Here is a 24,715-nt window from a genome sequence, read left to right as displayed (position 1 = left end):
GCCCTTACTCCTCAACCTCCGCATCCAGGAGTTCCATATTCAGGCCGAGGCCACGGACTTCTTTCACCAGAACGTTGAACGATTCCGGTACGCCCGCTTCAAAGTTATCCTCGCCCTTGACGATCGACTCATAGACCTTGGTCCGGCCGGCGACGTCATCCGATTTCACGGTGAGCATCTCCTGCAGGGTGTAGGCGGCGCCGTAAGCTTCCAGAGCCCAGACCTCCATTTCACCAAAGCGCTGACCACCGAACTGCGCCTTACCACCCAGCGGCTGCTGGGTGACCAGGCTGTACGGCCCGGTCGAACGCGCGTGGATTTTGTCATCCACCAGGTGGTGCAGTTTCAGCAGGTACTTGATGCCCACGGTCACCGGACGTGCGAATTGCTCACCGGTGCGACCGTCGAACAGAACCGACTGACCGCTTTCCGAGAAGCCCGCACGCACCAGCGCGTCGTTGACGTCAGCCTCTTTGGCGCCGTCAAAGACCGGTGTTGCGATCGGAACACCGCGGGTCACGTTGCCCGCAGCCTCGATCAGGCCATCCTCGTCCAGACCGGTGATGCCTTCTTCGTAGACATCTTCGCCATAGGCCAGCTTCATCGCTTCGCGTACCGGGGTCAGATCGCCTGAACGGCGGTATTCGCCCAGTGCCTCATCGATGTTCAGACCCAGACCGCGCGCGGCCCAACCCATATGGGTTTCAAGGATCTGACCTACGTTCATTCGCGAAGGCACACCCAGCGGGTTCAGACAGAAGTCAACCGGAGTACCATCGGCCAGGAACGGCATGTCTTCCATCGGAACAACCTTGGAGATCACACCTTTGTTCCCGTGACGACCGGCCATCTTGTCGCCCGGCTGCAGCTTACGCTTCACGGCGATGAAGACTTTGACCATCTTCATCACACCCGGCGGCAGGTCGTCGCCACGACGGACTTTCTCGACCTTATCCTCGAAACGAGCATCCAGAGCGCGTTTCTGCACTTCGTACTGCTCGTTCAGAGCTTCAACGATCTGTGCGTCCTGCTCACCTTCCAGGGCCAGTTGCCACCACTGACCACGGGTCAGCATGTCCAGCAGTTCCTCGGTGATCACCGACCCTGCCTTGACGCCTTTCGGGCCTTTGACAGCGGTTTTACCCATGATCAGGCCTTGCAGACGCGCATAGATGTTGCGGTCAAGGATCGCCAGCTCGTCGTCCCGGTCACGGGCCAGACGTTCGACTTCCTCACGCTCGATCTGCAGCGCACGCTCGTCTTTCTCGACGCCGTGACGGTTGAAGACGCGGACTTCGACGACCGTACCGTAATCGCCCGGCTTCACGCGCAGCGAGGTGTCGCGCACGTCAGATGCTTTTTCACCAAAGATGGCGCGCAGCAGCTTTTCTTCCGGGGTCATCGGGCTTTCGCCCTTCGGAGTGATCTTGCCGACCAGAATATCGCCCGGTTCAACATCCGCACCGATGTAAACGATGCCCGCCTCGTCGAGGTTGCGCAGCGCTTCTTCACCGACGTTCGGAATGTCGCGGGTGATCTCTTCCGGACCCAGCTTGGTGTCACGTGCAGCGACTTCAAACTCCTCGATATGAACCGAGGTAAAGACGTCGTCACGCGCGATCCGTTCCGAGATCAGGATCGAGTCTTCGTAGTTGTAACCGTTCCACGGCATGAACGCGACGACCACGTTCTTACCCAAGGCCAGTTCACCCATATCGGTCGACGGACCATCGGCAATAACTTCGCCCTTCTGGACGGTGTCACCCACCTTGATCAGCGGACGCTGGTTGATACAGGTGTTCTGGTTCGAACGCTGGAATTTGCGCAGACGATAGATGTCAACGCCAGCATCGCCCAGTTCCAGATCTTCGGTGGCGCGGATAACGATACGCTGGGCATCGACCTGGTCGATGATACCGGCACGTTTCGCCTGAATCGCAGCACCCGAGTCGATCGCAACCTTTTCCTCGATCCCGGTACCGACCAGCGGCGCTTCGGCCCGCAGCAGCGGAACCGCCTGACGTTGCATGTTCGAGCCCATCAGAGCGCGGTTGGCGTCGTCATTTTCAAGGAACGGGATCAGCGAGGCCGCGACCGAGACCAGCTGTTTCGGCGACACGTCGATCAGGTCCACGTTCTCGCGCGGGGCGAGGGTGTAGTCACCGGCCTGACGGGTCGAAACCAGATCGTTGATGAACTTGCCATCAGCGTCCAAAGTCGCGTTCGCCTGCGCCACGGTGTGACGCATTTCCTCGGTCGCGGACATGTAGTGAACCTCATCGGTCACCTCGGCGTCTTTGACGACGCGATACGGTGTTTCGATGAAGCCATACTTGTTCACGCGGGCAAAGGTGGCCAGCGAGTTGATCAGACCAATGTTCGGACCTTCCGGCGTTTCAATTGGACACATCCGGCCATAGTGGGTCGGGTGCACGTCGCGAACTTCGAAGCCCGCACGCTCACGTGTCAAACCACCGGGGCCAAGCGCCGAAAGACGGCGTTTGTGGGTAACCTCGGACAGCGGGTTGGTCTGGTCCATGAACTGCGACAGCTGCGACGAGCCGAAGAATTCGCGAACAGCAGCCGCAGCCGGTTTCGCGTTGATCAGGTCCTGAGGCATGACGGTGTCAATCTCGACCGACGACATACGCTCTTTGATCGCGCGCTCCATACGCAGCAGGCCAACGCGGTACTGGTTTTCCATCAGTTCGCCGACCGAGCGCACACGGCGGTTGCCGAGGTGGTCGATATCGTCCACGTCGCCTTTGCCGTCACGCAGTTCCACCAGCGCCTTGATGCAGGCCACGATGTCTTCGCGACGCAGCGTACGCAGGGTGTCCGGCGCGTCCAGAGCCAGACGCATGTTCATCTTCACGCGGCCAACGGCAGACAGGTCGTAGCGCTCACTGTCGAAGAACAGAGTGTCGAACAGAGCCGACGCAGCCTCGACGGTGGGCGGCTCGCCCGGGCGCATTACGCGGTAGATGTCCATCAGCGCGCTTTCACGGTTCAGGTTCTTATCCTGAGCCATGGTGTTGCGCATGTACGGGCCGACATTGACGTTGTCGATGTCCAGAACCGGGATGTCGGTGATGCCCGCATCGATCAGTTCCTTGACAGTCCCACCAATCAGGTCGCCGTCCTTGTCGTATTCCAAGGTCAGCTCATCACCGGCCTCGACATAGATCGCGCCGGTTTCTTCGTTGATGATGTCCTTAGCGACAAACTTGCCAACGATGTTGTCGAAGGGCACCAGCAAGTCGGTGACAACGCCTTCTTCGATCAGCTTCTTGACCGCGCGCGGGGTGACTTTCTTGCCCGCTTCAGCAATCACTTCACCGGACTTCGCGTCGACCAGATCATAGGTCGGACGGGTGCCGCGGACACGCTCGGGGAAGAACGGCGTGATCCAGCCTTTCTTCTTGTCCAGCTTGTAGGACACGGTGTTGTAATACGCGTCCATGATCGCTTCCTGGTCCAGACCCAGCGCATAGAGCAGGGTGGTCACAGGCAACTTACGGCGACGGTCGATACGAGCGAACACGATGTCCTTGGCGTCGAACTCAAAGTCCAGCCAGCTGCCGCGATACGGGATGATGCGGCAGGCAAACAGCAGCTTGCCCGAGGAGTGGGTTTTGCCCTTGTCGTGGTCAAAGAACACACCGGGCGAGCGGTGCATTTGAGACACGATCACACGCTCGGTGCCATTCACGATGAACGTACCGTTCGGTGTCATCAGGGGCATGTCGCCCATGAACACGTCCTGCTCCTTGATGTCCTTCACCGACTTGGCGCCGGTGTCTTCATCGACATCAAACACGATCAGGCGCAGAGTGACCTTCAGCGGCGCGCTGTAGGTCATGTCGCGCTGCATGCACTCTTCGACGTCATATTTGGGTTTTTCCAGATCGTATTTCACGAATTCCAGAACGGAGGTTTCGTTGAAATCCTTGATCGGGAAAACCGACTGAAACACACCTTTGATGCCTTCGCCGTCGGTGGGCTGCTCTGCATCGCCGGAGCGCAGGAAAAGATCATAAGAAGATTTCTGGACCTCAATGAGGTTCGGCATCTCCAGCACTTCACGGATTTTGCCGTAATATTTACGAAGACGTTTCTGGCCAAGGAACGTTTGAGCCATGTCAGATGTCACCTTTCGATGTTCTCAGCGGGCAAAGACACCGTCGGGCCCCGGCATCTTGCACATTCGAGACGACACGTCCGGATCAATTCATGGCCACCGTCCCGAAGGCAGCCTCCCGATCCGCGAACCGCGTCTTAGAAAACGCCCCCAGACATGAGGCCCTTTCTAAGACAGGTTCGGCTGGACCCGGATTTCTCCGAGCCCAGCCAAATTTTTCGGTGCATCGGCGATGCACCAGACAACGGGCTTAGGCCAGTTCGACCTCGGCGCCAGCTGCTTCCAGCTTGCCTTTGATCTCTTCGGCTTCTGCTTTGTCGATGCCTTCTTTGATCTTACCGCCAGCTTCGACCAGTTCCTTGGCCTCTTTCAGGCCCAGACCGGTGATGCCGCGAACTTCTTTGATCACGTTGATTTTCGAAGCGCCGGCGTTCTTCAGAACGACGTCGAATTCGGTTTTTTCTTCCTCAGCTGCGCCACCGGCGTCGCCACCAGCTGCAACCATTACGGCGCCGCCAGCTGCGGGCTCGATGCCGTACTCGTCTTTGAGGATGGTTTTCAGTTCTTGTGCTTCCAGCAGGGTCAGACCCACGATGCTTTCTGCGAGTGCTTTCAGATCAGCCATTTTATCAGCTCTTTCCGTTTACAGTGTGTGTTCCAACGTCAGGGTATTCACCCTACGCAGATCATTCAGTGCCAACCGCTTACGCAGCTTCCGCCTTCTCTTCGATGGTGGAAAGGATGCTTGCGATGTTGCTTGCAGGTGCGCCAATCGCGCCGGCGATGTTCGAAGCAGGTGCGCCAATGCAGCCCACGATCGAAGCAATAAGCTCCTCGCGAGACGGCATTTTCGAAACTGTTTCGACGCCTTTGCGGTCCAGAGCGTTCTCGCCCATTGCACCGCCAAGGATTTCGAACTTTTGGTTCTCCTTGGCGAAGTCCTCGGCCACTTTGGCTGCTGCCACAGGGTCCTCGGAATAGGTCAGAACGGTCATCCCTGTCAGCAGGTCGGCCATGCTTTCACACGGCTTACCCTCAAGGGCGATTTTGGCGAGCCTGTTCTTGGCAACACGCACGGAGCCACCCGCGTCACGAGCACGTGCGCGAAGGTCCTGCATCTCGGCAACTGTCAGACCGGCGTAGTGAGCAACCACTACGACGCCAGAGCTTTCGAAGATTTGGCCGAGTTCCTCGACCACTTTCTCTTTCTGGGCTCTATCCACAGTTCTCTCCAAGTTTGGGGCGATATCTCACCCCGGCTCATATTTGCCGCAGCTTTCGCTCCGGCGTTCAGGTCCGTTGTTACGGGATTGGCCAAAACGCGCCCGAGGGTTGGACCCTCAGAATTCTTTGGTCTTACCCGTCTCAGGCAGGGAATTAAGGGGCCATATGGCACCACCCACCGTCTTGGACGAAACAAAATAAAGCGCACGACGAATCGCACGCTTTACTTCGTAGCCTTACTTAGGGCAGATACCGCCAGTTTCCAAGAGGTAAATTGCGGATTCTGCGTTACCGCAACAGCATTCGAGAACTTCGAATTCCCGCCTTTTGTTGGTCAAATAATATTCATTTGCACAAGCCTCCGGAACAACTGGCACGAACATCTTTTCACGGTTGCTCAAATGCCTACTTTCCGTTGACACCGGAAACGCGCTGTTATCCTGTCCAGAGATCGAACTTTCACACTCAGGACTTGTCCCGTTGGCTGACACACTACCCCTATCCGACGAAGAACAAGCACGTGTCGCCTCGTATATCGACGAGTTTTCGAGCGAGCTCCCGCAAGAGTTTATCACGCATTACGACTGCATCTACCGGTCGCACGCCTTCGAAGATTCTCGGGCTGTCCTGATCCTGCATACTGCATCTCGGGCATTCGCCCTCAAAACCGATACGGAGTCCCCTACTACCGGCAGATTAAAAGCCGAATTCGAACTGCTGGTTGAGCTTTGGGACTACTTCGAGGGTAACGACACGTCTCGGGTCGTCCGACCCGTTTATCTTTCGCCGGGCGGCGCTTTTCTGGTCACTGAGTATATAAGCCGACCGACTGCCGTAGATCTGATTTATAACAGCCCGGATGAAAATCAGGTTGCTCAGGTGTACCGCCGCGCCGGGTCATGGCTGAATGATCTTCATGCCCGGCACGCCCCAATCAGTTACGCTTTCCGTCCGCGATGGATGACCGACAGCATTCGCGATCTGGTCAAAGCCGTTCCGCATGAAATCGAGGAACAGAGCCGAAAAATGGTAAACCTCATGCTGGCCGAAGGCGCTCGCCTTAAGGGCACCGAGGACCTGCGGGTCTTTTCGCATGGCGATTTTCACGGACAGAACCTGATCGTCGGACAGGGAAAGACAATCGGTCTGGATTTCACCGAGGCCCGCGACAAACTGGCCGTTTATGATATCGTCGACTTCCTGAAATCGGACATCTTTCGGGACGGGGATGGGGCCGACGTGGATCGAAGCGGAATCCTGAAACGAAACAAGGATATGTTTTTTCGCCTCTACCGGCATCCGATCAATCACGACATCCTTGACTACTGCATCCGTGGACGGTTGCTGAAAGACTGGCTGTTTCTACATCAGATCACCCATACCTGCAGCGCCTTTGAACACGACAGGCGGCGGCGACTGGGCCAGCGTCTGCGCCTGATATTCCAAGGTCACTGAACCTGTCACGCGAACAGTGTGGTCCACATTTGTTTCCAGGTGGCCTAGCTTCGCTCAATCCGGGCCGCCATCAGCTTTTCAGCGCTCCTCAGCGTTCTGCTCGTCCTGTTTCAACGTGTCCGCAGTGACCCTGACGCGGTGCTTCAGTTCGAAGTTTGCCTCTACATGCTCCAGCATGTCCGCGGCAAACTCCTGTAGCGAACCTTCTTTTCGAACGGCGCGCAAGGTGTGCAGCAAGATGCTGATTATGGCACCATCATGTTCTCGCGCGCGCTCCAACTCAGAAATTCGATTATGCAGAATTTCAGGGAGTTCGGACAAGGAGGCGTTCACCAGTTTTGCGCGCTGCGCGTCTTCCCGCGCGATGCATTGCTCGGCCCACTTGTTACTGTCGTTACTCGCCAAGAGACGAAGATGACCACCGGGGCGTTCGCGAATTTGCTCCATGACATTCTGGTTTCGCGCGCGAACGGAATTCCCCCCTCCCTCTTTTTCGATATAGTCCTTCAACGCCTTAACGGCCCATGCTGGGCATTTGCGACTGCTTGGCCGATGCGGATCCGCCAGCCAGGATTGCAACGTCCGATTTGTCACCTTTCGGGACGTTTCAAGTTCCAGGGCAATCTCCACAAAGGAATTGTTGCCCGCAAATGGGCCGCTCACGAGCCGCTGCAACTCGGACCGGTTTCTTTCGTCTTCTATGGTCTGCTGGAGAGCCTCAAAAATCTTGCTTACCCGCGCCTCGCCCAGAGCTAACCGGGTCTCGTCTTCGACTTTGAATGATACCCCCGGGCCCTGCGCGTCATACTGGATGTGTATAACCACACCTGTCTCTAGATGGGTGGCCTGAGGATTCAGATACCTGTACTCAAATTTCATATTTTCCCAGCTCCGATTTCTGTGCGCACACTGTGCGCACAATACGTAAGCTGACTGCCGAAACAAATCAACCGAGCCAACAAAAAATCCCGGGCAGTTTGCACCACCCGGGATCAAATTCTGATTTTTGAGCAGTAAGGCTTATTCGCCCGACGCGGCTGCCACATCCAGAGTCACACCGGGGCCCATGGTCGAGCTCAGCGCGATTTTCTTCATGTAGGTGCCTTTGGCGCCCGACGGCTTGGCCTTGGCCACAGCCGAAACGAATGCACGAACGTTTTCGGCCAGCTTGGCTTCGTCGAACGACGCTTTGCCAACACCCGCGTGTACAACGCCGCCTTTTTCCGCCTTGAACTGAACTTCACCACCCTTGGCTGCTTCCACGGCCGCTTTCACGTCCATGGTCACGGTGCCAACTTTGGGGTTCGGCATCAGGTTGCGCGGGCCCAGAACCTTACCCAGACGACCGACGATCGGCATCATGTCCGGGGTTGCGATGCAGCGATCGAATTCGATGGTGCCGCCCTGAATAGTTTCCATCAGGTCTTCTGCGCCAACGATATCTGCGCCTGCTTCTTTCGCTTCGTCAGCCTTGGGGCCACGAGCAAACACAGCAACGCGCATCGCTTTACCGGTGCCATTCGGCAGGCCGACAACACCGCGAACCATTTGGTCTGCGTGACGTGTGTCAACGCCCAGGTTCAGTGCGATTTCGATGGTTTCGTCGAATTTCGAGGTTGCGTTGGCTTTGACCAGGGCAACTGCTTCTTCGACCGACAGGTTTTCCTTGCCGGCGACAGCTTCGCGCGCAGCGCGGGTACGTTTACCGAGTTTTGCCATCTTACTTCACCTCGATGCCCATGGAGCGGGCCGAGCCCAGGATGATCTGCATTGCGCCTTCGACGTCGTTGGCGTTCAGATCTTTCATTTTGGCTTCGGCGATTTCGCGAACCTGCTTCGAGGTCACGGTGGCCACGGTCTCACGACCGGGGTTTTCCGCACCACGGGGGCGGTTACGCTTGCCGACCGGCTTCAGACCAGCTGCTTTTTTCAGGTAGTAAGACGCGGGCGGCGTCTTGATGTCCATGGTGAAGGACTTGTCCTGATAGTAGGTGATCACGGTCGGGCACGGAGCGCCGGGCTCCATGTCTGCGGTCTTGGCGTTGAACGCCTTGCAGAATTCCATGATGTTGATGCCGCGCTGACCCAGCGCCGGACCAACTGGCGGCGACGGGTTCGCCTGACCTGCAGGAACCTGCAGTTTCATTGTACCAGCAAGCTTCTTGGCCATTTGGTTTTCCTTTCAACGTAGGTGAAACGCGTTCCACCCGGTTTATGTTGCGTGGTCCGATCCGGGATCGCGATCCCAGCAACCTCCCACGAGAGAATCTCGCCCGAAGACGATAGAGGCGGCATGTACAGTGGAACGCAGGGGTTGGCAAGTGGCTGACACCCACTTCCCAATCACCTGATTGCGCCATTATCAGGTCACAGTGGCCGATTAGAATTTCGTGACAGAACAATTTATTTGAATACATAAGTTGCTTAAGAAGCGGAGGCGGGTATCTTGTCAAAACTTGGTCATAAAAGAGGTGGTCAGGGATGGCATCATCTCGACTGAACAAGGGAATACTTATCGGTATACTTTTTGCTTTGCTGCCAGGATGTGGCAGCAAGGCTCAGGATCAGGACACGGCGCCCGGCACGGCCGGCCAAACTGACGTCTCGAACAGCACTTCGTCCGCAACGACAGGAATTGATCCCGCTACCTACGCTGGCCGGTTTCAGATCAAACTGACCAAAGAAGTTCCTCTGCGCGATATTCCCGTCCCCTTCACCGTCTACGCCGGTCTTGAGGAATCCAGCCCCACCCGCTTGCGATTGAGGGCCTTCATGGACTTGCGCGGATTGCAGGAAAAAGCTCCGCAGATACTGACAGGTCCCTTGGAAGAAAGCTGCAAACGCCAGATTTATCTCGAGGTCCGAGACGTCACCGCCATAGACGACACGGTAAAGGTCGAGGGGTCAGCCCGTGCACAGTTTACGAGGTGTACCCGACAGGAAGAACCTGGCATTCGTTACTTTGGGGCAACCGTGGATGCCGTTGCTGTCGCCAAAGCGAAAGTCGAGGGCCAATGCCTCACTTTCAGTATCGAAAGTGTTGACCTTAGCCCACGCGGCTTTATCGGAGGCGTCAGCAATCTCTTCGGTATGACCAATCGCATCAACGAGGCCGTACTGGAAAAAGGTGGAGAGTTTTTGGCCAGCCACCCCGTCTGCCCACCATTGCCTGAAGAATTCAGCGTGCTCGACCCGATATATGAGTCCGGAGGCACACGCGAGATCGCTCCCGGCGGGATGGGAGCTGCTGTTGTCGGTTCGGCTGACGTCAGCGCGGAGACGATTGTCAAAGTCCTCGGAGGGCTTAAGGAGCTTGGCGTGTTGGAGTTTGCTCAATGAGGCTTTGGTTAACTATCCCAGTCTTAGTGGCAGCCGTTCTGGGTGCCCGAGCCCCTTACGCGCAACAGGTGGACTTTGTCATTGACGCGACACTACCGGTTCGCGAGACGGAGTTGCCCTACACGTTAAATCTGAACCTGAGTGCAGTTGCCCCTACGCGAGTGGGGGTAGGAGCATTGCTCGACCTGCGGGAAATACAAAAAATTGTGCCGGAAAAGTTGGCTGACAACGCGATCGTCGATAATTGCGGTCTGCAAGTCAGGCTTGATGGCATGAGCTTTAGGGCCAAGGACGAAGCAATTGATTTGGACGGCGAAGTAACTGTCACGATCTTCGAATGCAGCCGCACCGGCGAACGCGACTTCCAGCGAGGCCAGGAAAAGAATGCTATCCTGGCCAATTTGTCGACAGAAGCGACTGTCGAACTGCGCGACAACTGTGCCTACTTCAAGCTAATCGACCTTACTCTCACCGCCCCTGAAGCGCAGCGTGAACAAATCCTGGAAGACGATACGCTCGAGTCCGTAAAAGAGCTGATGTTGGCAGCTGTAGGTCTTGTTCTCAACGAGACCCCATTGTGCCCTGAATTGCCATCCGAACTCGCTTCACTCGATCCGGCATACGAGAGTGGCGGCCCGCGCGAGATCGGAGAGGGTGGTCTTGGCGTTTTTCTGGACGGATCCGTTGATGTCAGCCCTTCTACGATCCTCGACATTCTGACTGTTCTTCAACAACAAGAACTGATTCCCGGTCGGCCGTAACTGCCAGGCACTTTCATCGCCGTTGAAGTAACCCACGCTTCACTTTTGGGCTCTCGCTTTCCGCGCCGTCGACCATGTCATAAAGCGCTCAGTGGCGACTTTCCCGCTCGCAACTCTGAGTTGGAAGAAGCCTGCGAATAAACCGCCCAAAACCCATGATTTAAGCGTCGCAGCAACGTCCAAGTCCGCAGTGCGCAATAAATGTGCTATACTCTCCAAATTCAGGCGTTTTGGTTTGGAGGTACGTTATGTTTCTTCGTTTGATAGTTACGCTCGGAATTGCACTATCCTTTGCTGCAACAGCTCCTCAGATGGCGCGGGCAGACGCAGGCGACTTCATCGGCGGTGCTGTCGTTGGTGGCGTCTTAGGCTACACGATTGGCAAGGATCAGCAGCGAAAAAGAACCCAGAGTACAACGCGATCAACTCGGACCTATCGTCCGGGAATACCGTCGACCACGCAAGGTGCACAAACCCAGACCGCGCTCAACTACTTCGGGTACAATGCCGGAAGAGTCGATGGTCAAGTCGGCCGTGGCACCCGCGCAGCGATCGAACGCTATCAGGTGTCAATGGGATACCCTGTGAACGGCTATGATTTTCAGCCCTATCAGCGCGACTTCCTGATGCAGGCGTATTATTGGGCGACAAGCGGAGGGCAAGCTTCAACTCAACTCGCGGGCCAGCCGCTTTTGATGGCTTACCGTCAACAAATGCATAGCGGTACTGCCTTGGCGGCCGCTCCGCAACCGCCAAGGCAAGCCGCCCCGGTCGAGACCTCCCCGGTTGAGACCTCCCAAGAGGTCGAACAAGCGGCGGTCGTTACCGAAGCACCATCCGCGACCCTGCCGACTCTATTCTCTGGCGGCACAACGGGACCGTCGCTCGCCAATCGCTGCAGCGCGGTAATGCTGCAAACGTCGACCAATGGCGGCTATACGACATTGGCGAACATGTCCGATCCTGAGTTTGCACTCAGCGAACAGTTTTGCCTCGCCCGCAGCTATGCGATGGCGCGCGGTGAGGATCTGATGCAGGATATTCAGGGGCTTACACCAGACCAGATAGCAACTCAGTGCGACGGGTTTGGTGAAATGCTGGCGCCGCAAGTCGTCAAGCTGTCTCTGAGTTCGAAAACAGACGCGGAAACTCAGATGCGCAAGCTTGCGTTGGATTCCGGGCTAAATCCCGAAGACCTTGCGGCGACGAGCAAGGTCTGCCTGGCAATGGGTTACCGTGAGGACAACATGGATGCCGCTGTTGGCTCTGCTCTCATGTTGGTCGCAATGGGCGAGCCGGCCTATGGAGAGTTGATTGGGCACCACCTGCGCGAAGGCTTTGGCGTGCAGGAACGGCGCGATCTTGCGATGCAGTGGTACGATGCAAGTCTTTCTGCGCTAGATGCCGGATCTGAAGCCGTCTTCTTGCCGTCCCAGTCGGACCGTCCGCAGCTCTTGCGAGCGGCTATGGTACAGACGCAATAAGTCGATACACGAAACGGTAACGACGCCCGAAATATGGAAAGCAAAAGCGCCGCGGTGCCTAGTGCATCGCGGCGCTTTGAATTTCGCTGCAAAGCCGATCAGCCCTGCTTGGTAACCTGCGTGAAGTCCAGTTCGACCGGGGTTTCGCGGCCGAAGATCGAGACCGAGACCTTCAGCTTCTGGTTCTCGTCGTCCACGCCTTCGACCATACCGTCGAAATCTTCGAACGGGCCGTCGTTGACCTTGACCTTTTCGCCGACCTCGAAGGTGATCATCAGCTTGGGCGCTTCTTCACCTTCCTGAACGCGGTTGAGGATCTGGTTCACCTCGGCGTCGCGCATCGGCATCGGGCGGCCTTGCGGGCCCAAAAAGCCGGTGACGCGGTTGATCGAGTTAATCAGGTGATACCCCTGATCCGACATTTCCATGTGCACCAGAACATAACCGGGCATGAAACGACGCTCGGTCGTGACTTTCTTGCCGCGGCGTACTTCGATCACCTCTTCGGTGGGCACCAGTACTTCGTCGATATCGTCCTCAAGGCCTTGCTCGGCCACGGACGTGCGGATCTGCTCTGCGATCTTCTTTTCGAAATTCGAAAGAACGCTGACCGAGTACCACCGTTTCGCCATGAACCTGTCGTCCTTGTTTGCCTTCGGAGCATCCTGTTAGCCGGACACATCCGTCATTGAAATCCTGTCACGCTACCCGGAATAAAAAGCGGCGCGCAGCCCGAATCGCCGCACGCCCGTTCCGAATAGTACCGTGTCAACTACTCTGACATCGCGCGCTGTGCAAGAGGGCAGTGGCGTTTCCGCCCCACCCTGACCGACTTAGCCGAATGCACCCAGGATCAACTGGAGGCCACCGCGAATGCCCAGATCGACCAGCGCAAAGAACACGGCGGTCAGTGCCGCCATGATGAACACCATGACCGTGGTCAGCAGAACCTCGCGCCGGGTCGGCCAGACGACCTTCGAGACTTCGGCACGGACTTGCTGAATGAACTGGATCGGGTTTGTGGTGGCCATTTGGCTTTTTTCTCTCTGCTAGCGGATAGGGCGGACATAACCGGGCATTGCGGCAATTTCAAGGGCGCTCAGCACTACATGTCAGGGCTTGGGCTTATCATCCCATTCATCGCTCAGGATGCGTCGCGCGTCGCCCTCGGGGTCTTCATACTGGTTCGACCGAACGGTGTAGATGAACGCCACAAGGCCAACCCCGCCCAAAAAAAGGGAAATCGGTATGAGATAGGCCAGAACTTCCATATCAGCTACCTCAGGCGCAGGGCGTTCAGGGATACGGTGATGGACGAGGTCGACATAGCCAGCGCTGCGATCAGCGGGGTGGCAAGCCCGGCCACGGCCAAGGGTACCGCAATGATATTGTAAACGGTGGCGATACGGAAGTTCTCGCGAATCCTTTTGGTCGCCTTGACCGCGGTGTCACACGCATCTGATATCGGGGACAGATCATTGCCCAGCAGGACGATATCCGAGGCCACCCGCGCGGCATCCAGCGCCGATGCAGGAGAGATCGACACATGCGCCGCCGCAAGCGCGGCGGTGTCATTCAATCCGTCGCCGACCATCAGAACATGACAGCCCTGATCGCTGAGGTCCTGCACGTGAGTGGCCTTGTCCTTTGGCAGTGCTTCGGCAATCCATGTTTCAATCCCAAGCTTTTCGGCCAGCGATTGAACCGCGCCTCGCGTATCTCCCGAAATCAGGATGACTTCCTTACCAGTGTCACGGAAAGCCCGCACAGCTTCAGCCGCGCCCGGACGCAACGTGTCAGAGAACAGGAACGCAGCCGGTGTCTGACCCGCGATGACCAACCAAGCTGCTGTCTGATCGCCCTCGGCACCACCCGTCCATCCCGCGCGTCCAAGGCGCACGCGCTTGCCATGGTAAGTGCCTTCGGTGCCATACCCCGGAACCTCGACCACGGCTTCAAGCCTGGCCGGTTTGATCCCCGCGTCTCTGGCCGATTTGGCAAGGGAAACGGACAAGGGGTGCGATGACGCCTCGGCCAGCGCCAATGCGACCTCAAGATCAGCGCGCGAATGGTCCCCAAGATTGGTCAGTTCCGGCGTACCGGATGTCAGTGTTCCGGTTTTGTCGAATACGACGGTATCGACTTGGGCAAGACGTTCTAACGCCGTCGCGTGTTTGATCAGCATTCCCTTACGGAACAACCGGCCCGAAGCTGCCGTGGTCACCGCAGGCACGGCCAAGCCCAATGCACAGGGGCAAGTGATGATTAGAACCGCCGCCGCGATGTTCAATGCGGTGCGAATGTCACCGGAATAAATGTACCAACCCAGAAAACTGAGCGCCGACAGGATATGAACCCCCGGCGCGTAAAGCTTGGCCGCCTTGTCTGCCAAGGACGTGTATCGGGACCGCCCGGATTCGGCGATTGCCACTAGGTCGGCCATACGATGTAGCGACGTATCCTCACCGACCGCCGTTGCCCGAACAGTCAGCGGGCCGGTCAGATTGACCTCGCCCGCACTGACTGCCAGCCCCGCCTCGGCAAAGACCGGCAAGGTTTCCCCGGTCAGCAGCGACCGGTCGAGTTCCGACTGACCCGATACGATCTCACCATCCACCGGCATCCGCCCGCCCGGCCTGACGAGGATCAGGTCACCAACCGCCAGGTTGGCTACGGCAACCTCTTCTTCAACACCCTTGTCCAGCCGGATGGCGCGAGGTACCTCAAGCGCCGTCAACTCCTCGGCCGCTGACCGGGCTGCGGCGCGTGTGCGATAGTCAAGATAACGACCAGCCAGCAGAAAGAAGGTCAGCGTCAGTGCGGCATCGAAATAGGCATGTTTGCCACTTAGCGCTGTTTCCCAAAGCGAGGTGACCAGCGCGAGAAGGATCGCCAGCACAATTGGCACATCCATATTCAGGCGGCGTACGCGCAAAGCGCTCCAGGCATTGGCAAAGAACGGCTGCGCGGAAAATGCGATTGCGGGCAGCGCGATTGCGGCCGAAATCCAGTGGAACATGTCGCGCGTTGCGTCTGTGGCACCTGACCAGACCGACACCGACAACAGCATCACATTCATCGTAGCAAACCCAGCCACGGCCAGACGCATCAGCAAATCACGCCCGGCTTTGTCCGCTTGCGTCGCAGACAACGCCCCCGGGTCCAGCTCATGTGCCTCATACCCAGCACGTTCCAGCACCGGGATCAAATCGGCGGCGCGGATGTCCGGCGCAGCTTTGACCATCGCCCGTTTCAGCGTCAGATTGACCCGCGCGTCCTCGACCCCCGGATGGGCGTTCAGCTCTCGTTCGACATTGGCGATACAGGCCGAGCAGTGGATACCCGGCAGAGACAGGGCAATCTGCACATCCTCAGGAACGGGCCGCGCCGGTTCCGCCGGTGTCGCAATGCAACCCGGACAAGCCGCCGTACCTGAGCTGAGCTGAGCGGTCATCCCCTACCCCTTCACATACAGCGGAACACGCTGCGCGAACTCGGAACCATCGCTGTCTTTGGCCACCAGACGGATGTTCCAGTTTCCTTTGCCCAGCGTCGCGGGCGTGGAATACACAGTGCCGTCAAAGATGAAATTCGGTGTAAAATCCTCTTTCACATGGGTGGCCCGGCCAACAACGGCCTGCAATTCGGCCACTTCGACAGGAGCGCCGGTTTGATCGGTGATGTGCAGGATCAGCAGGCCACCCTTGGTCTCGGCCCGGATTTCCCACCCCAGTGCCTGTTGCACTTTCAGGCGTTCATTGAACTCCTGACTGGCGACATACGAGTTCTTAACCTCAAGTCCAGGAAAGGTTTTGACGGCGCTGTAGGCAAGCACGAGGTTCACGGCAATGATCACCCCGAAGGCGGCGACGAAAACCGCCAGCGCGTGTTTGCCGGTAAATTGACGCTCGGCCATTCTAGTTTCCTCGTCCATTGAACGTCGTGTCTTTATACGCGCGTTCACCGCTTTGCAGGTCTTCGACCCAGATCCGAACCGGTGTAGTGTCAGCTTGAGCCGGATCGGTGCCTTTCGACGCTATAATATACACTCTCTGCAACTGAGCGGTATCCGCCGTTACATTCACTGTATCAAGCGGCGTCCCTTCAATCACTATGCGCATCGCGGGATCACCGGTCAGGGACAGTTTGAACAGCCGGCCCTCGCCATGCTTGTTCCGCAAACGCACGTCATATGTATTCCGGATTGTTCCGTCGGACAGCGTGACAAACGTCGGATTGCGAACCGGGGCCACGGTGACCTCGATGTCGGACCGGATGAACAGGGCAAACAACAGTCCAAAGCCAACCAGAGACCACAAGGCTGTGTACATGATCGTTCTTGGGCGCAGGATGTGCTTCCAGACATTCTTGGCCGGTTTGCCCTCCCGCTCGCGCGTTTCGTCGCTCAGCGCCATATAGTCGATCAGGCCGCGCGGTTTTCCGATCTTGGCCATCATGTCATCGCAGGCATCAATGCACAGCGCACAGGTGATGCATTCTAGTTGCTGACCGTCGCGAATATCAATGCCCACCGGGCAGACATTGACGCAAGCCATACAGTCGATGCAGTCACCCAATTCGGAATCTGCCGTGCGTTTGCCCTTTCCGCGCGGTTCGCCCCGCCACTCGCGATAGCCGACGACCAGAGTGTCCTCATCCATCATCGCGGCCTGAATACGAGGCCACGGGCACGCATAGATGCAAATCTGTTCGCGCGCAAAGCCACCGAACAGGAAGGTTGTGCCGGTCAAAATCAGGATTGTCGTATAGGCAATTGGGTGAGCATTTCCGGTTACAAGGTCCCGCAGCAGCGTTGGTGCATCCGCAAAATAGAACACCCAGGCGCCACCGGTCGCCAAACCGATCAAAAGCCAGACGGTCCATTTCGTCAGCCGTAAACGCGCCTTGCGAAAGTCCAGCTTTTCCTGCCGGTGCAAACGCAATCGGGCGTTCCGGTCCCCTTCGATCCAGCGCTCGACGAGGATGAACAGGTCAGTCCAGACGGTCTGCGGACAGGCGTATCCACACCACACGCGCCCCAGCGCCGAGGTGAACAGGAACAACCCCAAGCCGGCCATGATCAACAGACCGGCAACAAAGTAGAATTCATGCGGCCAGATTTCGATCCAGAAGAAATAGAACCTGCGGTTGGCCAGATCCAGCAGCACGGCCTGATCGGGCAGGCTGGGGCCCCGGTCCCACCTGATCCAGGGTGTGATGTAATAGATACCCAGCGTAACCGCGAGAATGATCCACTTCAGATTGCGAAACGGCCCGGATACGCGCCGCGGAAAAATGGGTTCTCGTGCGGCGTAAAGGCTGGGGGCGGGGTCGGAATCGCTCACGGGCTGGCTCCAGATGTAGCTATATCAAGGCGTCTTCTTCCAGATCACAAAGGTGGTCACTTTGACATGGGTCAAAAGCGCATCGTACAGACACCTTTTGTCACATCTTACCAGCTTGTGCCCTCAGCCACCCAATGAAAGTTTTCACTGCGGTACGCATTGGCATATCACTGAAAACAACGTGATAACCGCTGTTTTCAGTCTCTCGGTACAGTTCAATGATCCGACCGGCTTCGATGTCCTGCTCGACAAAATGCCGCGCTGTCACGGTCACACCCTGACCGGCGCGCAATCCCTCCAACACCAGATTGCCCGGCAAAAGGATGCGCCCGGCGTTCGGCCCATGTTCGACCCCGCGCCGGTACAGCCAGCTTGTCGCCTCGGTGGTGCCAAGTTCTTCCAGCCAGGGAAGTTGGCTTAATTCATCCGGAGTCCACGAAGTTTTACCGCCCAGCAATTCCCGGGCCGCGACAATGACGATTGGACTTTGCAGCAGCAGTTCAGAATGGATGCCCGGCCAATCGCCGGAACCGTAACGAATTGCCAGATCAACGCCGCCTGGGCCTAGGCTGACCAGATCAGGTGAGGGATCGAGCGCAAGCTGAATACCCGGATGTTCTGCCTGAAAGCCCGGCAGGCGGGGCATCAACCATGACGCCGCAAAGGACGGGGTCAGGGACACATGAACAGGGCGATCCTGTTTCCATTGCGTCAGCTCAGCTACCGCGTCGCCGATGGCTCCAAACCCAAGATGCAGCGCCCGCGCCAGCCTTTCACCTTCGGGCGTCAGGACCAAGGACTTGCCGGATCGATCAAGCAGCGCGATGCCCAGGCGCTTTTCCAGCGCGCGCAGTTGTTGGCTGATGGCAGCGTGGCTGACATTCAAAGCGGCCCCCGCCTGCACGACATTTCCTGTCTCTGCAAAAGCGGAAAAAGCCCTGAGGGACGCCAATGGCGGCATTTTCAGCCAGTTCATATGTAATCCCTGATTACATGTCGGATTGGTAATTGAGTCGCATTTTCCCACCCAAAGATCAATCCTGATGGCATCAACAACACAACTCGGGAGAAGTCAGATGCTCTCAATTTTTGCACGAACGTTCATGATCGCAACTCAAACCCATGAGCATGACGAAACGACGCCATCGGATCGCCGCAAGGAGCCAAAACAGCGTTGGCTGCCGGAAAACCATTGGTGGAAAGAGGACAAACGCGCAGTTTTTTCGCAACACGGCTGACAAAACGAAGGCTGTGCTGGACCGCTTTCGCGTCGATTTGTAGTGTAGAGAGACAGCACCGGCTGTTCAGGAAACGCGCGAACAGATGGAACAGCCGGTGCCTCAACCTTCGGACGGCGAACCGTCCGAAGGTATTCTTTTACGGTTACTGCCCGCCACCCAGCTGGTGGACGTAAGCAGTGACCGCGCGGACTTGAGCGTCGGTCAGACGATTTTCCCAAGCGGGCATCACGCCAAAGCGGCTGTAGGTAACCGTTTCGGTCAGAGCCTCTTGGCTGCCGCCATAGAGCCAGATCGCATCGGTCAGGTTCGGGGCGCCTTGTGTGACGTCACCCTTGCCGTCTTCGCCGTGACAGGCCGAGCAATTGTCGTCAAAGACAACCTTACCCGCCTGCGCCGCCGCATCGTCGGTCTGTGCATTGGTCAGCGACATGACGTACTGAACCACCTGAGTGATCTCTTCTTTTTCAAGAAGCTCACCAAAGGCCGGCATCTCGGAATAACGCGCGTCGTCGCTTTCCTCGTTCCGGATGCCATAGGCGACGGTATACTCGATATCTTCAAGCGAACCGCCCCATAGCCATGCGTCGTCCAGCAGGTTCGGGAAACCCGGAGCACCCTGTGCACCCGAGCCGTGGCACTGCGCACACCAGGTCCGGAAGACCGCGCCGCCCGCGTTTACCGCGTATTGCTGCAGCTCGGCATCCTTCGAGATGTCTTCCAGCGAAGTTTCCACCAGCTTGGCATTCCAGGGGGCGTTTGCCTCCTCAAATGAGACCATCTCTTCCTGCACCAGCCCCCGCGAAGACCAGCCCAGAACACCGGCAGTAGCCGATTGCACCAGCGGCCATGCCGGGTACATGATCGTGTAGATCACACCCCAGATGATGGTGACGTAGAAGGTCCACAGCCACCAGCGGGGCATCGGGTTGTCGAATTCTTCGATGCCGTCCCAGCTATGGCCCGTGGTATTCGGATCACCCGGCAGTTTTTCAGGTGTCTTGCTCATTGCCGCGCCTCCTCGGATGTGGCCGGTTTGTCTTGATGCCGGAACGGGATGTTTGCGGTGTCTTTGTATTCTTTGCTGGCACCGGGGCGGAAAACCCAGATCACGATGCCGATGAAGAAGGCAAAGAGCAGCAACAGCATCCAGCTATCCGCGAATTGCCTCAGGATTGTGTATTCTTCCATCACACCCTCCTTTAGCGGCTCGGATCCGGGGTGAAGGTCGAGAAGTCGACCAGCGTTCCCAGCATCTGCAGATAAGCAACCAGCGCGTCGGCCTCGGTCAGCTCGGGCTGACCGTCGAAATTGCGGATGCTGACCTTGTCGCCATAGCGTTCCAGCAGACCGTCATAGTCGCTGTCCGGATCGGCTTGCGCCCGGAAATCCGCCTGTGCGTTTGCCAGCATCTCTTCGGTATACGGCGTGCCCAAAACGGCGTTTGCCGCCATGATGTCACCGATATACTTGCCGTCGATCTTGCGGTGTTCGAGGAAGCCATATTTCGGCATCACCGATTCCGGCACCACCGACTGCGGGTCACGCAGGTGATCCACATGCCATTGGTCGGAATAGCGACCACCCACACGGGCCAGGTCAGGCCCGGTGCGCTTGGACCCCCACTGGAACGGGTGGTCGTACATCGACTCGGCCGCCAGTGAGTAGTGGCCATAGCGTTCGACCTCGTCCCGCATCGGGCGGATCATCTGGCTGTGGCAGGTGTAGCAGCCTTCGCGGATGTAGATCTCACGCCCCGCCATTTCGAGAGGGGTGTAAGGGCGCATGCCCTCCACCTTCTCAATGGTGTTCTCAAGATAGAACAGCGGGGTGATCTGCACGATGCCACCGATGGTTACGACCAGAAAGCTGAAGATCAGCAGGAGGGTCGCGTTGGTCTCGAGGATCTTATGTTTGTCGAGAATTGCCATAGCTACCGGCCCTCCTTATTCAGCCGGGACCGCGACGGTCAGGCTGGCCTCTTTGGCCGGCGCTTTCCGCACAGTCATCCACAGGTTGTAGCACATGATCACTGCGCCAGCGACGAACATCACGCCACCCAGAGCACGCACCACATACATCGGGAACTTGGCAGCCACGGTGTCGGCGAACGAGTTCACCAGGAAGCCGTTGGCATCCACTTCGCGCCACATCAGGCCTTCCATGATACCGGTGACCCACATCGAAGCGGCATAGAGCACGATACCGATGGTGGCGAGCCAGAAGTGCCAGCTGACGAGGCTCAGTGAGTACAGACGCTCACGCTTCCAAAGGACCGGAACCAGGAAGTACAGCGCACCAAAGGTGATCATGCCGTTCCAGCCCAGCGCGCCCGAATGCACGTGACCAATGGTCCAGTCGGTGTAGTGGCTCAGCGAGTTCACCGCGCGGATCGACATCATCGGACCCTCGAACGTGGACATGCCATAGAAGCCGACCGAGATCACCATCATCCGGATCACCGGGTCGGTACGCAACTTGTCCCAGGCACCCGAAAGGGTCATCAGACCGTTGATCATACCACCCCAGGACGGCATCCACAGGATAACCGAGAACACCATGCCCAGCGTCGACGCCCAGTCAGGCAGCGCGGTATAGTGCAGGTGGTGCGGACCCGCCCAGATGTACAGGAAGATCAGCGCCCAGAAGTGGATGATCGACAGCTTGTACGAGAACACCGGACGCTCGGCCTGTTTTGGGATGAAGTAGTACATCATGCCCAGGAAGCCGGCAGTCAGGAAGAAGCCCACGGCGTTGTGGCCGTACCACCATTGGATCATGGCATCCTGAACACCCGACCAGACGATGACCGATTTCGAACCCCAGATGCTGACCGGGATGGTCATGTTGTTGACCAGGTGCAGCATGGCAACGGTGACGATGAAGGCCAGATAGAACCAGTTGGCCACATAGATGTGGGGCTCTTTCCGTTTGATGATCGTGCCCAGATACACGGCCAGGTAGGCCACCCAGACGATGGTCAGCCACAGGTCGACATACCATTCGGGTTCCGCATATTCTTTGGACTGGGTCCCGCCCAGCACATAGCCTGTCGCGGCCAGCACGATGAACAGCTGATAGCCCCAGAACACAAACCATGCCAGATTACCGCCCCACAAACGCGCCGCGCTGGTGCGCTGCACCACGTAGAACGAGGTCGCGATTAGCGCGTTACCGCCAAAGGCAAAAATCACCGCTGAGGTGTGCAGTGGACGCAAACGGCCAAAATTCAGATATCCCTGCGCCCACTCAAAATTCAGCACCGGAAAGGCCAGCTGAAAGGCGATGAATGTGCCCGCGATGAACCCGATCACGCCCCAAAAGGCGGTCGCGATAACGCCATAACGGATCACGTCATCCATGTACTCGGCCGAGCGATCGACAAGAATATCTGGCTCTTCTGTATTTCTCAGCGTCCAGATGAACAATCCACCGGCGATCAGCATCACCAGAATTGCATGCACCTGATACGCCAAATCGCGTGCATAATTGGTCCCGATCGCTGCAAACAGCGCGATCAGACCAAGCACGATCAGCTTGATGTAGTTTGACATATTGCGTCCCTTTGCCATGCCCCGCGCGATTCTTATTTGTCGCGAGACCTTTTTGACTGGCCGCCGTTTTGTCCCACAGCGGCAAGACTTGCTTTGATCTGTATCAAGACAATAACCTGATTTCTGTGACAATCCTAAGCCAAAGGCTGGGTTGCGTGGTCGCAGTTGAATCAGCTCCGAAGGCATGAGGTCAAAATGGCTTATAAATCTCTTCTCACTGTCGTAACCGATACCGAACAGTCAGAACCTGCACTGGCCCAGATGGTTGCGCTTGCGAACGCGCAGGACGCACATGCCGAGGCACTTTGCCTTGGGGTCGACCGCAGTCAGACAGGCTATTACTACGCTGGCGCCAATGCGTTGATCCTGCAAGAGACGCTAAGTCGCGCCAACGCCGAAGCCGAAGAGGTTCTGAACCAAACTCAGGATCGCCTCGGCAAGTCGGGCGTTCGCTGGTCCGCCGAAAGCGGCGTGGCCCAGATCGCCGATATCGGGCGCCATGTCGCCCACCGCGCCAGATTCTCTGATCTGGTAATTCTTCCTCAGCCCTATGGTGAACATCGCGGCGCCGAGGCGGAACCGATTATCGAAGCGGCCATGTTTGAAGGTCACGCGCCGGTCCTGGTCACTCCGGACAACGCAAACCCCTTTGACCGGCCCGGCACCATCCTTATCGGCTGGAATGAAAGCGTCGAGGCCATGCGCGCCATTCGTCGTGCGCTGCCCTTCCTGATCCAAGCCGATCTGGTGCGCATCGTCGTCATCGACCCACCGCGCCATGGTCCCGATCGCTCTGATCCGGGCGGGCTGTTGTCGCAGATGCTGGCCCGGCATGGGGTGAAATGTGAGATCGACGTTCTGAGCAAAACCATGACCCGGGTATCAGATATCCTGAACCGGCACGCTGCAGACAGTGAGGCGGACATGATCGTCATGGGTGCCTATGGCCACTCCAGGTTCCGCGAAGCCATTTTGGGTGGCGCAACCCGCAACATGCTGGAACAGGCTTCGGTTCCGGTCTTTCTGGCGCACTGAGTGAACCCGAAAGCGATGCTAGGCCATTCGCTTGGGCGGGTGGCTTAGGCCTTTTTTATGAGACCAATCAAAAACAGCAAAATCACCGCGCCTATTGTTGCGAAGAAAATCGACGAGAATACGCCGCCCCCTACCGAAAAACCCAGCGCCGGGAAAATCGTGCCTGCCAGAAAGGCCCCCACTACGCCGACAATGATGTTTCCGATCAGGCCGAAGCCGCGGCCCTCCATGATTTTTCCCGATAGCCACCCGGCGATGGCACCGATGAAAAGCATTGCCAAAAGGCTACTGAATTCCATGCCTTACTCCTGCGCGTTTTGTTCACAGGGTCAGTAAATCACGGCAGGGCGCGCCAGAACAGGCTCAATTCAGGAAACCACCGTCCGAGTCGTCTCCGGCCTCTTCCATCAGCCGCCGCATATCGGGGATCGTCACATGGCGTTTGCCTTCCAGCTCGATCACCCCTTCTTTCTTCAGGGCCGATATCTGCCGGCTTACGGTCTCCAGGGTCAGCCCCAGGTAATCCGCCATCGCCTCACGCGTCAGAGGAAGATCGAATACGATCGGCGCGGATTTGCCTTTCGGCGCAATCGATGCGTCGCGCCGGGCGATGATCGACAACAGGCTCGCAATCTTCTCGCGCGCGGTTTTACGACCCAGCACCAGCATCCATTCCCGCGCCGCGTCCAGCTCATCCAGCGTCATCTGAAGCAGCCGGTGCGCAAGATGCGGGGTATGGTTCATCAACTCTTCGAAAGGCTTTTTGCGAAAGCAGCACATCACGACATCAGTCGTCGCCAGAACATCGTAAGGTGCCGATTCCCGTCCCGGACGCCCAACAAAGTCGCTGGGCAGCAACAAGCCCACCATTTGCGTCCGTCCATCCTCCATCGTTTGCGTCAGAGAGGCGATCCCCGACACGACGGAACCGACAAAGTTCATCTGATCTCCAGACCAGATGATCGTCTGACCGGCCTCGAAGCTGCGGTAATACTTAATGTCTTCAAGCTCTTCCAATTCATGCGCATCGCAATGCGCACAGACTGCGCGATGTCGGATGGGGCAGTCCGAACAGTTGGAATGGTCAAATTGGGCTTTTAGCATGGTTCGCGTTTCCACTTGATCTCAGTCAAGGTATC

At 57.5% G+C, this 24,715-nt stretch carries 25 protein-coding genes; 6 read left to right on the top strand and 19 right to left on the bottom strand.

Annotated elements, in window-relative coordinates; genetic code table 11:
• Window positions 1-4: 4 nt before the first annotated feature.
• From rpoB to rplJ, 3 genes are all read right to left on the bottom strand, one after another.
• Window positions 5-4,141, bottom strand: coding sequence for a DNA-directed RNA polymerase subunit beta (rpoB, locus tag ACR0AA_RS17720; RefSeq protein ID WP_480756516.1), 4,137 nt, complete (start codon window positions 4,139-4,141; stop codon window positions 5-7).
• 250 nt (window positions 4,142-4,391) lie between these two features.
• Window positions 4,392-4,766, bottom strand: coding sequence for a 50S ribosomal protein L7/L12 (rplL, locus tag ACR0AA_RS17715; protein ID WP_170417028.1), 375 nt, complete (start codon window positions 4,764-4,766; stop codon window positions 4,392-4,394).
• Between the two features lie 79 nt (window positions 4,767-4,845).
• A complete protein-coding gene (gene rplJ / locus ACR0AA_RS17710) occupies window positions 4,846-5,364 on the bottom strand; it encodes a 50S ribosomal protein L10 (protein WP_480665241.1) in 519 nt (172 codons plus the stop codon).
• Window positions 5,365-5,845: 481 nt separating this feature from the next.
• Between rplJ and ACR0AA_RS17705 the strand changes: the two genes are divergently transcribed.
• A complete protein-coding gene (locus ACR0AA_RS17705) occupies window positions 5,846-6,820 on the top strand; it encodes a phosphotransferase (protein WP_480665240.1) in 975 nt (324 codons plus the stop codon).
• A 78-nt stretch (window positions 6,821-6,898) separates the two neighbouring features.
• Here the strand turns inward: ACR0AA_RS17705 and ACR0AA_RS17700 are convergent, their stop codons facing one another.
• The 3 genes from ACR0AA_RS17700 to rplK all read right to left on the bottom strand — a co-directional run bounded on the left by ACR0AA_RS17700 (window position 6,899) and on the right by rplK (window position 8,990).
• Window positions 6,899-7,699: a hypothetical protein gene (locus ACR0AA_RS17700; RefSeq protein WP_480665239.1), complete on the bottom strand. Its 801-nt coding sequence runs from the start codon at window positions 7,697-7,699 to the stop codon at window positions 6,899-6,901.
• 141 nt (window positions 7,700-7,840) lie between these two features.
• Window positions 7,841-8,539, bottom strand: coding sequence for a 50S ribosomal protein L1 (gene rplA, locus ACR0AA_RS17695; protein ID WP_170427361.1), 699 nt, complete (start codon window positions 8,537-8,539; stop codon window positions 7,841-7,843).
• A 1-nt stretch (window position 8,540) separates the two neighbouring features.
• Window positions 8,541-8,990, bottom strand: coding sequence for a 50S ribosomal protein L11 (rplK, locus tag ACR0AA_RS17690; protein WP_010440985.1), 450 nt, complete (start codon window positions 8,988-8,990; stop codon window positions 8,541-8,543).
• 311 nt (window positions 8,991-9,301) lie between these two features.
• On the opposite strand from rplK, the gene ACR0AA_RS17685 reads away from it, so the two are divergent.
• The 3 genes from ACR0AA_RS17685 (at window position 9,302) to ACR0AA_RS17675 (ending at window position 12,404) form a co-directional block, all read left to right on the top strand.
• Window positions 9,302-10,159 (top strand): hypothetical protein, encoded by an 858-nt coding sequence (locus ACR0AA_RS17685; RefSeq protein ID WP_480665238.1) that lies wholly within the window; start codon window positions 9,302-9,304, stop codon window positions 10,157-10,159.
• Window positions 10,156-10,920: a hypothetical protein gene (locus ACR0AA_RS17680; protein ID WP_480665237.1), complete on the top strand. Its 765-nt coding sequence runs from the start codon at window positions 10,156-10,158 to the stop codon at window positions 10,918-10,920. The genes ACR0AA_RS17685 and ACR0AA_RS17680 overlap by 4 nt, the downstream gene beginning before the upstream one ends.
• 248 nt (window positions 10,921-11,168) lie before the next feature.
• On the top strand, window positions 11,169-12,404 hold the full coding sequence (locus ACR0AA_RS17675) for a peptidoglycan-binding domain-containing protein (protein ID WP_480665236.1): 1,236 nt from the start codon (window positions 11,169-11,171) through the stop codon (window positions 12,402-12,404).
• A gap of 98 nt (window positions 12,405-12,502) precedes the next feature.
• Here the strand turns inward: ACR0AA_RS17675 and nusG are convergent, their stop codons facing one another.
• The 7 genes from nusG to ACR0AA_RS17640 form a co-directional block, all read right to left on the bottom strand.
• Window positions 12,503-13,036 (bottom strand): transcription termination/antitermination protein NusG, encoded by a 534-nt coding sequence (gene nusG, locus ACR0AA_RS17670; protein WP_170427716.1) that lies wholly within the window; start codon window positions 13,034-13,036, stop codon window positions 12,503-12,505.
• Between the two features lie 201 nt (window positions 13,037-13,237).
• On the bottom strand, window positions 13,238-13,435 hold the full coding sequence (secE, locus tag ACR0AA_RS17665; RefSeq protein WP_170427365.1) for a preprotein translocase subunit SecE: 198 nt from the start codon (window positions 13,433-13,435) through the stop codon (window positions 13,238-13,240).
• A gap of 81 nt (window positions 13,436-13,516) precedes the next feature.
• The gene (ccoS, locus tag ACR0AA_RS17660; protein WP_170417043.1) at window positions 13,517-13,675 is read right to left on the bottom strand and encodes a cbb3-type cytochrome oxidase assembly protein CcoS; all 159 of its coding nucleotides are present in this window, start codon (window positions 13,673-13,675) and stop codon (window positions 13,517-13,519) included.
• A gap of 5 nt (window positions 13,676-13,680) precedes the next feature.
• A complete protein-coding gene (locus ACR0AA_RS17655) occupies window positions 13,681-15,858 on the bottom strand; it encodes a heavy metal translocating P-type ATPase (protein WP_480756515.1) in 2,178 nt (725 codons plus the stop codon).
• A 3-nt stretch (window positions 15,859-15,861) separates the two neighbouring features.
• Window positions 15,862-16,320, bottom strand: coding sequence for a FixH family protein (locus ACR0AA_RS17650; protein ID WP_480756514.1), 459 nt, complete (start codon window positions 16,318-16,320; stop codon window positions 15,862-15,864).
• 1 nt (window position 16,321) lies between these two features.
• Window positions 16,322-17,749: a cytochrome c oxidase accessory protein CcoG gene (gene ccoG, locus ACR0AA_RS17645; RefSeq protein WP_480665233.1), complete on the bottom strand. Its 1,428-nt coding sequence runs from the start codon at window positions 17,747-17,749 to the stop codon at window positions 16,322-16,324.
• 100 nt (window positions 17,750-17,849) lie between these two features.
• Window positions 17,850-18,725: a LysR family transcriptional regulator gene (locus ACR0AA_RS17640; RefSeq protein ID WP_480665232.1), complete on the bottom strand. Its 876-nt coding sequence runs from the start codon at window positions 18,723-18,725 to the stop codon at window positions 17,850-17,852.
• A gap of 100 nt (window positions 18,726-18,825) precedes the next feature.
• Between ACR0AA_RS17640 and ACR0AA_RS17635 the strand changes: the two genes are divergently transcribed.
• Window positions 18,826-18,987, top strand: a complete 162-nt coding sequence (locus tag ACR0AA_RS17635) for a hypothetical protein (protein ID WP_480665231.1) — start codon at window positions 18,826-18,828, stop codon at window positions 18,985-18,987.
• A 145-nt stretch (window positions 18,988-19,132) separates the two neighbouring features.
• Here ACR0AA_RS17635 and ccoP read toward each other — a convergent pair whose 3' ends face one another.
• The 4 genes from ccoP to ccoN are packed head-to-tail and all read right to left on the bottom strand — an operon-like array spanning window position 19,133 to window position 22,541.
• Window positions 19,133-19,996 carry a cytochrome-c oxidase, cbb3-type subunit III gene (gene ccoP, locus ACR0AA_RS17630; protein ID WP_480665230.1) on the bottom strand — a complete coding sequence of 288 codons (864 nt, stop codon included), beginning with the start codon at window positions 19,994-19,996 and terminating at the stop codon, window positions 19,133-19,135.
• Window positions 19,993-20,178: a cbb3-type cytochrome c oxidase subunit 3 gene (locus ACR0AA_RS17625; RefSeq protein ID WP_239341671.1), complete on the bottom strand. Its 186-nt coding sequence runs from the start codon at window positions 20,176-20,178 to the stop codon at window positions 19,993-19,995. Before ACR0AA_RS17625 ends, ccoP begins: the two co-directional genes overlap by 4 nt.
• An 11-nt stretch (window positions 20,179-20,189) precedes the next feature.
• Window positions 20,190-20,918, bottom strand: a complete 729-nt coding sequence (ccoO, locus tag ACR0AA_RS17620) for a cytochrome-c oxidase, cbb3-type subunit II (protein ID WP_480665229.1) — start codon at window positions 20,916-20,918, stop codon at window positions 20,190-20,192.
• Window positions 20,919-20,933: 15 nt separating this feature from the next.
• A complete protein-coding gene (gene ccoN, locus ACR0AA_RS17615) occupies window positions 20,934-22,541 on the bottom strand; it encodes a cytochrome-c oxidase, cbb3-type subunit I (protein WP_480665228.1) in 1,608 nt (535 codons plus the stop codon).
• Window positions 22,542-22,736: 195 nt separating this feature from the next.
• Between ccoN and ACR0AA_RS17610 the strand changes: the two genes are divergently transcribed.
• A complete protein-coding gene (locus ACR0AA_RS17610; RefSeq protein WP_480756513.1) occupies window positions 22,737-23,576 on the top strand; it encodes a universal stress protein in 840 nt (279 codons plus the stop codon).
• A gap of 44 nt (window positions 23,577-23,620) precedes the next feature.
• Here ACR0AA_RS17610 and ACR0AA_RS17605 read toward each other — a convergent pair whose 3' ends face one another.
• Window positions 23,621-23,875 carry a GlsB/YeaQ/YmgE family stress response membrane protein gene (locus ACR0AA_RS17605; protein ID WP_480665226.1) on the bottom strand — a complete coding sequence of 85 codons (255 nt, stop codon included), beginning with the start codon at window positions 23,873-23,875 and terminating at the stop codon, window positions 23,621-23,623.
• A gap of 64 nt (window positions 23,876-23,939) precedes the next feature.
• Entirely contained in the window at window positions 23,940-24,680 is a 741-nt protein-coding gene (gene fnrL / locus ACR0AA_RS17600) for a transcriptional regulator FnrL (RefSeq protein WP_480665225.1), read from the bottom strand.
• Window positions 24,681-24,715: the final 35 nt, after the last annotated feature.

The organism is Ruegeria sp. CE8, assembly GCF_056537465.1.
Note: the sequence above shows the minus strand (reverse complement) of the source record. Positions and strands in the feature narration are given on the sequence as shown.

What these genes read in the sequence shown, in the direction of transcription:
- rpoB (WP_480756516.1), bottom strand. Translation starts at nt 4,141, where the DNA reads ATGGCTCAAACGTTCCTTGGCCAGAAACGTCTTCGTAAATATTACGGC.
- rplL (WP_170417028.1), bottom strand. Translation starts at nt 4,766, where the DNA reads ATGGCTGATCTGAAAGCACTCGCAGAAAGCATCGTGGGTCTGACCCTG.
- ACR0AA_RS17700 (WP_480665239.1), bottom strand. Translation starts at nt 7,699, where the DNA reads ATGAAATTTGAGTACAGGTATCTGAATCCTCAGGCCACCCATCTAGAG.
- rplA (WP_170427361.1), bottom strand. Translation starts at nt 8,539, where the DNA reads ATGGCAAAACTCGGTAAACGTACCCGCGCTGCGCGCGAAGCTGTCGCC.
- rplK (WP_010440985.1), bottom strand. Translation starts at nt 8,990, where the DNA reads ATGGCCAAGAAGCTTGCTGGTACAATGAAACTGCAGGTTCCTGCAGGT.
- ACR0AA_RS17685 (WP_480665238.1), top strand. Translation starts at nt 9,302, where the DNA reads ATGGCATCATCTCGACTGAACAAGGGAATACTTATCGGTATACTTTTT.
- ACR0AA_RS17680 (WP_480665237.1), top strand. Translation starts at nt 10,156, where the DNA reads ATGAGGCTTTGGTTAACTATCCCAGTCTTAGTGGCAGCCGTTCTGGGT.
- ACR0AA_RS17675 (WP_480665236.1), top strand. Translation starts at nt 11,169, where the DNA reads ATGTTTCTTCGTTTGATAGTTACGCTCGGAATTGCACTATCCTTTGCT.
- nusG (WP_170427716.1), bottom strand. Translation starts at nt 13,036, where the DNA reads ATGGCGAAACGGTGGTACTCGGTCAGCGTTCTTTCGAATTTCGAAAAG.
- secE (WP_170427365.1), bottom strand. Translation starts at nt 13,435, where the DNA reads ATGGCCACCACAAACCCGATCCAGTTCATTCAGCAAGTCCGTGCCGAA.
- ccoS (WP_170417043.1), bottom strand. Translation starts at nt 13,675, where the DNA reads ATGGAAGTTCTGGCCTATCTCATACCGATTTCCCTTTTTTTGGGCGGG.
- ACR0AA_RS17655 (WP_480756515.1), bottom strand. Translation starts at nt 15,858, where the DNA reads ATGACCGCTCAGCTCAGCTCAGGTACGGCGGCTTGTCCGGGTTGCATT.
- ACR0AA_RS17650 (WP_480756514.1), bottom strand. Translation starts at nt 16,320, where the DNA reads ATGGCCGAGCGTCAATTTACCGGCAAACACGCGCTGGCGGTTTTCGTC.
- ACR0AA_RS17640 (WP_480665232.1), bottom strand. Translation starts at nt 18,725, where the DNA reads ATGAACTGGCTGAAAATGCCGCCATTGGCGTCCCTCAGGGCTTTTTCC.
- ACR0AA_RS17635 (WP_480665231.1), top strand. Translation starts at nt 18,826, where the DNA reads ATGCTCTCAATTTTTGCACGAACGTTCATGATCGCAACTCAAACCCAT.
- ccoP (WP_480665230.1), bottom strand. Translation starts at nt 19,996, where the DNA reads ATGAGCAAGACACCTGAAAAACTGCCGGGTGATCCGAATACCACGGGC.
- ACR0AA_RS17625 (WP_239341671.1), bottom strand. Translation starts at nt 20,178, where the DNA reads ATGGAAGAATACACAATCCTGAGGCAATTCGCGGATAGCTGGATGCTG.
- ccoO (WP_480665229.1), bottom strand. Translation starts at nt 20,918, where the DNA reads ATGGCAATTCTCGACAAACATAAGATCCTCGAGACCAACGCGACCCTC.
- ccoN (WP_480665228.1), bottom strand. Translation starts at nt 22,541, where the DNA reads ATGTCAAACTACATCAAGCTGATCGTGCTTGGTCTGATCGCGCTGTTT.
- ACR0AA_RS17610 (WP_480756513.1), top strand. Translation starts at nt 22,737, where the DNA reads ATGGCTTATAAATCTCTTCTCACTGTCGTAACCGATACCGAACAGTCA.
- ACR0AA_RS17605 (WP_480665226.1), bottom strand. Translation starts at nt 23,875, where the DNA reads ATGGAATTCAGTAGCCTTTTGGCAATGCTTTTCATCGGTGCCATCGCC.
- fnrL (WP_480665225.1), bottom strand. Translation starts at nt 24,680, where the DNA reads ATGCTAAAAGCCCAATTTGACCATTCCAACTGTTCGGACTGCCCCATC.